The sequence below is a fragment of the Bradyrhizobium tropiciagri genome (assembly GCF_018130545.1).
In the GTDB taxonomy this organism is placed as follows: domain Bacteria; phylum Pseudomonadota; class Alphaproteobacteria; order Rhizobiales; family Xanthobacteraceae; genus Bradyrhizobium; species Bradyrhizobium tropiciagri_A.
Genome location: NZ_JAFCKF010000013.1, coordinates 119,721 through 133,422 on the forward strand (window position 1 = coordinate 119,721; position 13,702 = coordinate 133,422).

A 13,702-nucleotide genomic window follows, 5' to 3' on the forward strand; every position below is an offset into this window, starting at 1 on the left:
CGTGGGATTCAAACAAAGAGGCGGTGACGAGCGTTCCGGCGATCCGGACGCCTCGGAGTCTAATCTGAGACGCCGCCATATCCGGGATCAAATCGCTCAGAACAGCATTCATCGCGGTGATGCCAAAGCGATCTCTGCGAACGGCCAGGTGTTGGACTGGCTCATCGATCTTCGCGCGATCTTCATGGATCCGAAGATGCTTGCTGCGATGGCCGACGAGTTTTGGCTTCTTCATCGGAGGCGAGGCCGTTTCCAGATCGGCGGGATCGAATCCGCAGCCATCCCCCTGCTCACGGCGATACTGTTGCGAGCCCCCGAAGAGCATCGAGACATCAACGGCTTCATTATCCGCAAGGAACGGAAGTCGACCGGGCTCGGTAAAATTATTGAAGGCAAGCTAAACGATGCTCCGATCGTTCTGATCGACGACATCATCAATTCTGCAAGCAGTGCCGAGAAGGCTCGATCCGTCATTGCCGCGGACGGACGGGCGGTCCACGGTCTCTTCGCTGTCATCGACTATGAGTCGAGCCGCGGCCTCCGTTGGCGGCAGCAAGAAAACATTGAAGTCACCACTCTGTTCAAGCTTCAGGAATTTGGGTTGGCGCTCAAGACCAATCCGAAGCCTCTTCCGCAGTCGTATCGCCGATTGTGGAACGTTGCCGTTCCTGGAGGCTCTCCGCTTCATGTCGTTCCGAAGTCTGCGCCGCTCCTGGTTGGATCAATGCTCTATCGGGGCTGCGATGCGGGCAAGATGCAGGCGTTTGACGCCGGAACCGGTCGAATTGTCTGGGAATATTGCGTCACCGGCGCTCCTGAAGGAAAAGGGATTTGGTCGTCACCAGCCTACCACGACGGGTACATTTTCTTCGGGGCCTATAATGGGGTCATGTATTGCCTTGAAGCGGCCAGTGGTAGCGTCGTCTGGGCGCGGGCCCATGGTGATTGGATCGGATCATCGCCTGTCGTCGTGGCGCGACATGAGCTTGTCTATATCGGGATTGAGTATCAGCGGCCCTGGGCCCAGGGCGGTATCGCTGCTCTCGATATGACGACGGGACATAAAGTCTGGGAGCATCCTGTTCGTAAGCTTCAGCACGGATCAGCCGCCTATTGGCATGCTGGGGATCTCGTCATCTGGGGGACCGCAGATCACGTGATGGCAGGCCTCGACGCTAAGACTGGTAAGGCTGCCTGGACGTTCAAGACAAGGCGGTCTGTAAAGTACGCTCCTGCTATTTGTGAGCAACGCGGACTTGTTGCATTCGCCTCGTTCGACAAGTCGATCTACGTGTTGGATGCGGCGACTGGGGGAAAGCTCGGTGAGTGGGAAACCGGCGAGATTTGCTACACAACGCCTCTGTTCGTGGGCGATAGACTATTCTGCGGGTCTGGGGACCGCAATCTCTACGTAATCGACCTCAGCGCGATGGCTTTGACGAGGAAGATCCCGTTGGGAGCGCGCGCCTATTCCTCGCCACGGTTCATAGATGGAAATATCGTTGTCGGAACAAGTGGCGGACTGGTTGTAGAAGTCAATTCTGGCACACTTCAGATCAAGGGACGGTTGCAGCTTGAGGATGCGGTTACGAATGCTGTCGCAGCAACGCCGGATGGAAGTCGCATCTTCGTGTCAACGTCGATGAATCACTTATACGCGTTCGAACGTCACTGAATTGATGGTTGGTATGTACAAGCGGAAAATACGGGTCGAGCCGGGTAGGCACAAGGAAGCAATGGCCAGTTCAGAACCGTATCTCGGATGTTGCATCCTCGAAGGGGGCGAACGTCTTGAGAGTGACAAAGGGAACTAACATGACGAACGCGCGTAAGCGTCGTGTTCGAGTATCGCTCATGGGCATCGCTCAGCTGGTAGGGCTGTTCTTCGTCGTCACCGCCTATTCTGAAGACCGCAAGTTGCAGCCCGGCGATACCTTTCGGGACTGCGCCGATTGCCCCGAGATGGTGGAGATTTCGGCTGGGACCTTCCTTATGGGGTCATCTGACGCGGACACTGCGCGCGATATCGAGGCCTTCGGATCGAGCGAAGAACGCAAATACGCACAGAAGATATTGGCCTATGAACATCCTCAGCACCCAGTCAACATCAGCACGCCATTCGCAATGGGCAAGTATCCAGTGACGAGAGGCCAGTTTGCGGCGTTCGTGCGGGATACGGGATATTCGACCGGGGGCGGCTGTATCATTTACCGAAGTTTCTCCTATCCATTGCTCCCTGAAGCTGGATGGCAGAATGCGGGATTTGAGCAAGCCGATCGTGATCCGGTCGTGTGCGTGAATTGGCACGACGCCAAAGCCTATGTTTCCTGGCTGAACAGGAAGGTGTCTGAGTCCACGTCGGCTGACGGTGATGGTCCCTATCGTCTGCCGAGCGAGGCCGAATGGGAATATGCGGCGCGGGCAGGAACACAGACAGCGCGATGGTGGGGGGACGCAATCGGCGCCGGTAACGCTGACTGCGCCGGATGCGGTAGTGCGTTCGATAAACAACAGCCAGCCCCCGTAGGTAGCTTTAGAGCGAATCCGTTTGGTCTATCGGATATGTTGGGTAGCGCTTGGGAGTGGACCGAAGACTGCTGGAACGAGACGTACGTAGGCGCTCCACAAGATCAGAAGGCGTGGGTAACTGGGAAGTGCGAGGCGCGTGTAATGAGAGGAGGCAATTGGAATACGATGTCCGCGCTTCTTCGATCCGCGCTACGTGCTCGGGAGATGTTGGGTGATCGAACCAATTACATCGGATTTCGTGTGGCGAAGGCCCTTCGGTGAAGTAGCCAAGTGCATCAGGCAAAATAGAAGATCAAAGCGAGGGGATCATGGCGTCAGTTAAAGAAAACACCGAAAGCCTCAGTGACGCGATTGTAAACTTTTATCAAGCCCAACAAGATTATCAGGCGAGCCCTGGCGATCCTGACAAGTTGGCGACCTTAGACAATAGCATAGTTCAGCTAGGCGCTACCATTTTGCCAATGGTGAAGGATAATCCGGCGACGGCCACTCTATCGAATGTTCTCAATTTCGAAGGGAATCTCAAGACCTATCAGCAACACCTCAACGACTACGAGAAAGCGGTTGAAAACGATGATATTCCATCAAGGATCCACTCTGCTGGAGACATCGCGCATGATGTGATTGGTGCTGCGCAGACCGTGGCGGGTATGCTTGGCCTTATTGCTGGTGAAGCGGCCGCGGAGGCATCAGCGCGGCTGACGACAGCTGGTTTGTTCGTAACGGGAGCGCTCATAGTGGGAGGGGCGCTTTACGAACGTTTCCAGCAGATGCAGCCGGGTTGGCAGCAGTTGAATAAAGACACCTACCGCGGATTGATGGACCAGTTTCTACTGGATGGTGGATTTGTCGAACCCCAAAGTTTTCGCTGGTCTCCCATTCAAACCAATCCTCCTACGGCGACGCCGGTGTCGGCTGGCGGGTTGTCAGGCCTGAATTCGACGTCTTCGGGTTACGGCTCAGGATCCAGCGCTTCTCCCAGTGTGGATAACCCGCAAGTTGGCTCCGACACCTCGCCTTCCGGGGTAGGTAATCAATCCCCTCTCTCGAGCCCTGGCGAATCGTTTCCTGGTCAGGGCGACCCGGGCATGGCCGGAGTTTCGCCTGGCTCGGAAATCGGCGGAGGTGCGACCAACGATCTCGGTGGCACTTGGGCTACGGCTCAGCAGTACATGAATGGTCAATTAACAGGGATGCAACCTATCGATGAACGAAATGCGCCCGATGAATTTCCTGAAGGTGCAACCCAGACGATTCCATACCTATACGGAAATGACCCCACGGGCACCTTCAACAACACGTCTTCGATCCAGAAAGACGACGGCGGAGCTGTCTCTTTTGTAGATCCAAGTGGGCAATTGGTAACGAACACCTCCGGATGGCAAACTCCTGATGGGACAGACGCCTCTGGCGGAAACATCGTTTTGGCAGGCGGCGATGGAGGCGTAGTTGGTGGTGATGGAGATGGGGGCGTCGGTGGCGGTGACGGATGGGTTGGTGATGGAAGTCTTGGTGACGGCGGTGCCGGCGACGGAGATCCCGGAGACGGAAGCCCCGGCGATGGAAACGTCGACGTCGCGCCCGTCATCTTGGACCTCACTGGAAAAGGGATCAATATCACGCCGCTCGGCTCGTCTGATCACTACTTCGATCTCACCGGTGATGGATATCAAAGCCGCACCGCATGGGCTGGCTTGGGCAATGGGACCTTGGTCCTCGACCTCTCTGGTCAAGGCGACATCAACAACCCCCTCGATTTCGAGTTCACGAAATGGGACCCGACCGCCAAGTCCGATATGCAGGCGCTCGAGGACATCTTCGATACCAACCGTGACGGTAAGCTTGATGCGGGCGACGCCGACTGGAGCAAGTTCGGGGTTCTCGTCACCAACCCGGATGGCACGACCCAATTCGAGAGTTTGAGCCAGCTCGGCATAACCTCTATTGATCTCGCGACCAACAACAATTCGAATGTCCTGTCCGACGGTTCGGAGATACTCGGGACGACCACATATACCAAGTCCGACGGCTCAACCGGCACCGCCGCGGATGTTTCGCTTGCCTACGATGCGAACGGCTATCTGACGCAAACGTCAACGACGGTCAATTCGGACGGCTCGACGTCGATCGATGTGAAGGCGTTTAATCCAGACGGCAGTCTTGCAAACGAGACTGTCAGCACCACCTCGGCCGATGGCTTGAGCGTAACCCTGCAGTTTGACGATAGCGGAAGTGGGCTCTTTGATCGGTCGCAAACGGACGTCACGACCAACAATTCAGATGGTAGTCGGACCGCCACCATCTCGACCCGTGATGCTGCAGGTACCCTGCTCAACGGGAGCATCACGACGACCAGTGCTGACGGGAAGACCGTTACAATCGATCGAGACCTGACAGGAAGCGGACAGATCGATCAGACCGAGACTCATCTCACAAGCGCTGACGGCAGTTCGACGATCACGATCTCCGACCTTAACGCCGACGGCACGGCCAGGGACCGCACTGTCGTTACACAGAGCGCAGACGGCTTGTCGAAGTCGACGCAGACCGATTTGTCGGGTGATGGTGTCGTCGATCAGACCGTGACCGATACGACGACAGTGAACGCGGACGGCAGCCGCACGGAGACTGTCTCGAATCTCAGCCAGAACAATTCTCTGGAACGTCAGGTTATCACGACGACGAGTGCGGATGGCCTAACCAAGACAACCGAATACGACTCGGCCGGCAACCAAACGATCGATCTGACAGAGGTGCTGGCGATTGCCGTCAATGCCGACGGAAGCTCCGTTACGGACCAAACGGAGCGGAACGGTAACAATACCCTCCGCGAAGAGGTCGTCACGACGCTCAGCGCTGATGGACTGTCAAAAACCGTTCAGTACGACCTGGACGGTAACGGTCAGATTGATCTCACGACATCGGACGATACTGTGCAGAACTCGGACGGTAGCCGGGTCGAGACCGTCATCGATCGCAACGGTGATGGCAGTCTTAGGGACAAGTCGGTCACCACGATAGGAGCTGACGGCGTTTCACGCACGGTAAGTGCGGATACGAACGGCGATGACGTCGTTGATCACATCGAGTCCGTCACGCGCGATAGCAGCAACGCGATCGTCGATACCGTCTCGAACTATAATGCGGATGGGACACTTAGAAATCAAACGGTTACGACCTCAAATGCGAGCGGGTCCTCAATCACGACCCAGTATAACCGGACAGGCGGAGCCACTTTCGATCAGACAAAGACGGATGTGACGTCGATCAACTCCGATGGCAGTTCGACCGAGACGGTCAGTTACACCAGTGCCAACGGCACTCTGGAACAACGGACCGTCACGACAACGAGCGCAGGCGGGTTGACGGTTGTCACGAGAATCAACTCGACGGGCGGCTCTACGTTCGACGACACACGGACTGATGTAACCACGATCAATTCCGATGGGAGCCGGACCGAAACGATCTCGGATCGAAGCGTCGACAACACGCTGCTAGACCAGGTCACGACCACGACCAGCGCGAACCGACTCAGCGTTACCACGCAGATCGACGCAAATGGCGATGGGCACATCGAACAAGCGCGGACGACGTTAACGGCCAGCAACGGCACAACGGTAAGCAGTGTTTCCAACTATAGCGCCAGCGGCTCGCTGGTGAATGAGACTGTCGCGACGACAAGCGCCGATGGCCTTTCGGTCACAACTCAGCGTGACAGTACTGGCAGCGGTACATTCGACAACACCCGGACGGATGTCACGGTAGTCAATGCGGATGGCAGCAAGACCGAGACCGTAACGGATGTCGCGGCAAGTGGTGCCGTGAGGGACATCGTCAGAACGACAACCAGCGCAAACGGGCTTTCCGTTAAAACGGAAGAGAATGCGACGGGACGGACCGACGGGACTTTCGACCGGGTGACCACCGACAACGTCGTGATAAACTCGGATGGGAGTCGCACCGAGACGATCTCGGACTTCAGTGCCGGCGGCACACTGCTCGATAAGACCGTCAAGACCACCGGTGCTGATGGTCTCTCTGTTGTTACGCAGTTGAATTCGACAGGCGGCTCTACGTTCGACAAAACGACGTCGGACAGTACGGTTCTCAATTCGAACGGCAGCAAGACCGAAACAGTAGCCGCCTATGGCGGAAGTGGCGTCCTGATCGGTGAATCGGTCACGACGTCAAGCGCGAGTGGGCAGAGCGTCTCGCGTACCGTGTACTCCGGACCTTATAGCGTCAAGCTTGAGGCCGAGACTGTGACTGTTGCCGCCAACGGAAGTCGGATCGAATCCGTCCAGGACTATAATGCGGACGGATCGCTCCGAGATGAGGTGGTCAAGACCACGAGCGCGAACGGGCTTTCCGTTACGACCCAAAGAGACACCACCGGGAGCGGCAGTTTTGATCAGACCCGAACCGATATCACCACAATCGGAACAGATGGGACAACCACCGAAACAATCACGGATCTGAACTCGGGGAGCTCCGCGACCGATCGGACGGTCATCATCACGAGCGCGAACGGGTTGTCCAAGACAATTAAGTGGGACAATTCCGGCGACGGATCGTTTGATCTGGTCGAAACGGACGTTGTTGCGATTGGCTCGGATGGTAGTCGGGTCGAGACCGTAACGTATACCGGGACGATCAACGAGCAGTTGGTGACGACGACGAGTGCCGATCGGAACACCGTAGTCGAGCAGCAGATACTCGACGGAATTGTGAGCACGAAGGAAACGCAGGTCGTCGGCAACAATGTCATCACGACGGTTTCAGATGCGAATTCCGGCGGATCGCTGAAAGATCGCGCACTCACGACGACGAGTGCGAACGGCCTGTCCATTACTACACAGCGCGACGTCAATGGCGATGGTACGTTTGATGAGACCCGAACGGACTTTACCTCGGTCAACGCAGACGGAAGTCGTACCGAAACGGTAACGGACTACAATGCGTCCGGCAATGTAACCGATCAGGCGGTGACGACGACCAGTGAAAACGGCTTGCGCAAAACGACGCAGTACGATCTCGGTGGTGCCGGCAGCTTCGCCGAGAGCCGCTCCGACATCTCGGTGATCAATCAGGATGGCAGTGTCACGGAGACGGTCACGTATTCCGGCTCAGGTGGAGCGGTATTGTCGCAGTTTGTCCAAACGACCAGTGCCAATGGCCTGCAGGCGAGCAACCAGTGGACCAATAGCGCCGGCGTTCATCAGACTGCGAGCGACGTCACAACGCTAAATGCAGACGGGAGCCGCACCGAGACCGTCTCGGCGTACAATGGCAGCTCGCTATTGTCGCAGACTGTGTCGACGGTCAGCGCGGATGGGTTGTCGCTGCTCATCAAGAAGGACACGACCGGCAACGGCACCTTCGACCAGACGACGTCCATTGTTGACAGTGCGGACCAGGATGGCAGCCGGACCGAGATGAGGACCGATTTCGACGGCAACGGCGCCGTGCTTGATCAGGAGGTAACGAAAACCAGCGCCGACGGACGCACCGTCACGATCACCCGCGATGCGAACGGAGACGCGACCGTTGATCAGACCGAGACGATCGTTACCGCGATCGATGGAAGTTCGGTTGAGACGATCACGGATTACAGCGCGGCTGGAGCCATCGACGATCGATCTGTGGTGACGACAAGCGCCGACGGTCGGTCGGTGGCGACACGATGGAGCTATAGCGGCGGTCAAACCGTCGACCGAACGCGGACAGACGTCACGGTCGTCGACCTCGACGGAAGCCGTACTGAAACCATTACTGATACCAACAGCGACGGGACGCTTCACCAAAAGAGCGTCATGACGACAAGCGCGGACGGTCTGACGAAGACGCTCGATCAGGACACCACGGGCAGCGGCTACTACGATGTCGTCGAAACGACCAATATCCAGCTGGACGAGAGTACGACAACAGTCACGAAGGATTTCAATGCAAGCGGCACCGTGACGCTGGAGTCGATTACCACGGTTAGCGCCGACGGAAAGACGGAGACGGTCCTTACCGATTCCAATGGCCCCACCGGCGTTTACGACAAGAAGGCCGTAACTCAGACCAACATCGACGGAAGCCAGGTTGCGACTACGCAGGACTTCAACACCGACGGTTCGGTGAAGGATCGCAGCGTTACGACCGTGAGCGCCGATGGCCTCGCCACGACCATCCAGACTGACAGTACGAATGCCGGTTGGTTCAGCAGCGTGGAGACGGACGTTACCCGGATCGACGGGAGCACACTGGCTACGGTGATCGACTACAGCGCAGCCAACACGGCAGCGTCAAAGACGGTGACGGAGACCAGCGCTGATGGGCAGGACAAGGTTTCCGACAAGATCAACTATCAAGACGGAACGTCAATTGTCTCGATGCAGGACCTCGACAAGTCTCAAAGCTGGTCGTTCTTGTCGGATACCTACAATAGCAGCGGCAGCTTGCTGCAACAGCAAGGCACCTATCAAAGCGGGCAGTCTTGGCTGACAGTTTACGATGTCGCGGGCACACAGACATGGTCGATGGAATCAGAGGATTTCAACGCCGCCGGACAGCTTGTGTCGGCATATGTCCTAAATGATGACGGCTCCTATATTCGAAACTTCTACGATCCAACAGGTAGCGCGGATTGGTCAGAAGTGTCTGACTACTACAATGCGCAAGGTAGTCTGACGGATCAATACGGCGACTACGACGATGGAGTATTTTTCAGCGAGCCAAGCGGACCTGTCTGGGCGACAGGGGACGCGCCAACTCAGTTTGAGCTCAAATCATGGCACAACAATTTCACACAGTCTGATCCTGTTCCGGGAAGTTTTTCCGGAACGATACTTACTGATAGCTTCACCTTCTCCAGCACGATTACGCCCGACGGTACCTTGATTACTCCAGAGCAGCCAGGGTATGGCAACGCTAGGACATACTATATCTCTGAATCCGGCGGTGGTGCGGCAGTAATCACAGCGGCGAGCGGTGCTATAACCGGTAGCATTGATATCCCTCAGAACTTGGGGTCGCTGTTTGATTATCAGCGTGGAATTATAAGTTGGGCATCGAACTGGGAAAACCTCCCGACGAACGTGCCGTTGCCATCAGATGGCTCGGAACTCGCCGACTTGATTGGCAAGACGGACGCTGCCGCGAACACAAGTTCCGCGGCAGCCTTGAGCCCCACGCTAAGCGTTCAGAGCGCATCGGGATATGCCGGGGCAGCTATCCGTCTTTCGATCGCGACGTCGGTCCCGGTCACAGATAATCGGGAGAGTCTTTCGGTCAAGATCGCCGGCTTGCCCTCGGCGGCATTGTTGTCGGCGGGGACGCAGAATTCCGACGGCAGCTGGACACTGACGCCCCTTCAGTTGGCGCACCTTGTGCTGATTGCGCCGCCTGGCAGCTTGAGCGGTCTGGTGAATCTGACCGTGACATCGATCGCGACAGAGATCGGCGGCTCGACTGCATCAACGTCCGCGACGCTTGCGATTTCCTTCTTGGCAAGGATTTCCGACACGGCGGCTAACGTGTCTGCCAACATAGCATCACTGAGCGCGAACCCATATCTTGGCTCGATCACGCTGACGGATAGTGGGACACCGACGCTGACGCTGACCGCGGGGCAGCTGGCCGGCGACCTCGGCACATTGAGTAAGATCACAAATCCAGCCTTCAACATCACGGTCTCGGACACAGGTGCGGCGTTCACCGCGCAGGCGGGTATGATCGGGGGCGGAGCGAATGCGGGCGACACCTGGCTGAAGATCTCCAATGCTGATGGCACCGAGGCGTCCTACACAGTCAACGATCTGACCGGCGCGCAGTCGTATTCTTACACCGAGCTCTTTAACCATGGAGTCCTGGCGACGGAGGGCGGCACCTACACCAGCGGCAGCTATGCCGGCGATACGTTCCTGGACACGTATGGGCCAACGGGGACGGTTGCCAGCTCGGTGGTGGACGATACCAGCAACCACTTCTCGTGGAGCAGCAGTAGTTCGAGCTTCGATCAGAACGGTCATGCCCGCGCCACGACGGTGGTGCAGGACACTGGAGACGTCAGTATCTACGTGTATGATGGCTCGGGGAATCAGCTCAACTCCGGCACCCGGCTGGCCAATCCGACATCGAACGGCGGATGGATCAGTGCCTCGGGCGAGCAGTACATCGTCTATTATAATGGGTCGTTGACGAACTCCGAAGTCGTCGACATCACTAGCGGGAGCGAGGCGGGTGATACCGAGGTTGAGACCTTCAACTCGAGCGGTGGACTTGTATCTGAGGACTTCAACGACAAGGCTGCAGCGGCCGGAGATTCCTACACCGAGTACTTTAGCAACTCGGGCGCGCTGGTCTCGATCTTCGGAACCTACGACAGCGGCAGCGGTAAACTGGCCGGCGATACATTTGGCGAGATCTACAACGCCAACGGGACTTACGCGACGATCACGCTGAACGACATCACCGGCAACAACGGCAGTTCCTACACCAACTCGTACAGCAGTTCCGGCGTGCTGCTCTCGCAGAGCGGGGTCTATGACAGCGGGGTGCTGGCTGGTGACACCTACACTCTCACCTACAATACCAACGGGTCCGTGGCGTCGTACACGGCGAAGCTCAGTGCGTCGCAGGCTCTCGGCAACGCGGCTGCACTGGCACAGATCAATGCGGCCTATAACATTGCCGTTGTCGACACGGCAGCCAACATCGCGACCAACCTTACGGCGTTGAACGCAACGGGTCATCTGTCGTCAATCACGATGACGGATGCGGGAGCACCGGTGCTGGTGCTGACGGCCGCGCAATTGGTGGCAGACACTGGCAAGATCACCAATGCAAGCTACACCACCGCGGTCTCCGACACGGCGGCGAACGTGTCGGCCAATATTGCGGCATTGAATGCGAGCGCGCATCTCGGTTCGATCACGCTGACGGATGCCGGGACGCCGGCACTGACGTTGACGTCGGCGCAACTTGCCAATGACCTGATGACATTGAGCAAGATCAGCAATCCGGCCTTCAACATCACGGTCTCGGACACCGGTGCGACGTTGACGGCGCAGACCGGTACGCTCACAAGCGGCACGAATGTCGGCGACACCTGGCTGAAGCTCTTCAATGCCGACGGCACCGTGGCGTCCTACACTCTCAACGACCTGACCGGTAACAACTCTTACTCTTACACCGAGACTTTCAATCACGGAGTTGTGGCGACCGAGAGCGGCACCTACACAAGTGGCGCCAATGTTGGCGATACATTCTCTGAGACGTTTGACCCAACTGGCGCCATAGCCAGCTTCGTGTTGAACGACACGGCCGCGCACTACACCTATTCGACCGAGACGGAGTTCTTCGACAGCAACGGTGGCCTGCGCGGAGAATCGCTGACGATGCGCAGCGGTTACATGGGGGAATACGTCTATGACGGGTCGAGTTCGCCGAGCCTGCTGAACTCCGGCACCGAAGTCGCCCCGACATCGAACAGCGGTTGGATCACCTCCGGTAATCTCCAGTATATCGTCTATTACAATGGATCGGTCGCTGACTGGGAGGCTGAGCAATACATCAGCGGTGTCGATAATGGAGACACCGTCACGTATATTTACAATGCAAGCGGCGGGTACCTGTCCATGTCATTCAATGACATCAACAGAGCAGCCGGGAGCTCGTACACGGAGTATCTCAACAGCGCTGGGACGCCCCTCTCGGAGCTTGGCACGTTCGACAGCGGGAGTGCCAGCCTACTCGTGGGCGACACCTGGTCGGAGACATTCGTCAACGGAGTTCGCGCGACGTATACGGTCAACGACATCACCGGCAACAACGGCAGTTCCTACACCAACTCGTACAGCAGTTCCGGCGTGCTGCTCTCGCAGAGCGGGGTCTATGACAGCGGGGTGCTGGCTGGTGACACCTACACTCTCACTTACAATACCAACGGGTCCGTGGCGTCGTACACGGCGAAGCTCAGTGCGTCGCAGGCTCTCGGCAACGCGGCTGCACTGGCACAGATCAATGCGGCCTATAACATTGCCGTTGTCGACACGGCAGCCAACATCGCGACCAACCTTACGGCGTTGAACGCAACGGGTCATCTGTCGTCAATCACGATGACGGATGCGGGAGCACCGGTGCTGGTGCTGACGGCCGCGCAATTGGTGGCAGACACTGGCAAGATCACCAATGCAAGCTACACCACCGCGGTCTCCGACACGGCGGCGAACGTGTCGGCCAATATTGCGGCATTGAATGCGAGCGCGCATCTCGGTTCGATCACGCTGACGGATGCCGGGACGCCGGCACTGACGTTGACGTCGGCGCAACTTGCCAATGACCTGATGACATTGAGCAAGATCAGCAATCCGGCCTTCAACATCACGGTCTCGGACACCGGTGCGACGTTGACGGCGCAGACCGGTACGCTCACAAGCGGCACGAATGTCGGCGACACCTGGCTGAAGCTCTTCAATGCCGACGGCACCGTGGCGTCCTACACTCTCAACGACCTGACCGGTAACAACTCTTACTCTTACACCGAGACTTTCAATCACGGAGTTGTGGCGACCGAGAGCGGCACCTACACAAGTGGCGCCAATGTTGGCGATACATTCTCTGAGACGTTTGGCCCAACTGGCGCCATAGCCAGCTTCGTGTTGAACGACACGGCCGCGCACTACACCTATTCGACCGAGACGGAGTTCTTCGACAGCAACGGTGGCCTGCGCGGAGAATCGCTGACGATGCGCAGCGGTTACATGGGGGAATACGTCTATGACGGGTCGAGTTCGCCGAGCCTGCTGAACTCCGGCACCGAAGTCGCCCCGACATCGAACAGCGGTTGGATCACCTCCGGTAATCTCCAGTATATCGTCTATTACAATGGATCGGTCGCTGACTGGGAGGCTGAGCAATACATCAGCGGTGTCGATAATGGAGACACCGTCACGTATATTTACAATGCAAGCGGCGGGTACCTGTCCATGTCATTCAATGACATCAACAGAGCAGCCGGGAGCTCGTACACGGAGTATCTCAACAGCGCTGGGACGCCCCTCTCGGAGCTTGGCACGTTCGACAGCGGGAGTGCCAGCCTACTCGTGGGCGACACCTGGTCGGAGACATTCGTCAACGGAGTTCGCGCGACGTATACGGTCAACGACATCACCGGCAACAACGGCAG

General features: G+C 57.4%; 3 protein-coding genes. All 3 read left to right on the forward strand.

The window, feature by feature from the left end:
- The first annotated feature begins 1 nt into the window (after position 1).
- A complete protein-coding gene (locus JQ616_RS37625) occupies positions 2–1,675 on the forward strand; it encodes a PQQ-binding-like beta-propeller repeat protein (RefSeq protein ID WP_212023230.1) in 1,674 nt (557 codons plus the stop codon).
- A 140-nt stretch (positions 1,676–1,815) separates the two neighbouring features.
- The gene (locus JQ616_RS37630) at positions 1,816–2,790 is read left to right on the forward strand and encodes a formylglycine-generating enzyme family protein (protein WP_249137829.1); all 975 of its coding nucleotides are present in this window, start codon (positions 1,816–1,818) and stop codon (positions 2,788–2,790) included.
- A 47-nt stretch (positions 2,791–2,837) separates the two neighbouring features.
- Positions 2,838–13,702: hypothetical protein (locus JQ616_RS37635; RefSeq protein WP_212023231.1), on the forward strand; the 10,865-nt coding region annotated here is incomplete at its 3' end.

Coding starts and splice junctions, on each gene's coding strand:
- JQ616_RS37630 (WP_249137829.1), top strand. CDS start 1,816: ATGACGAACGCGCGTAAGCGTCGTGTTCGAGTATCGCTCATGGGCATC.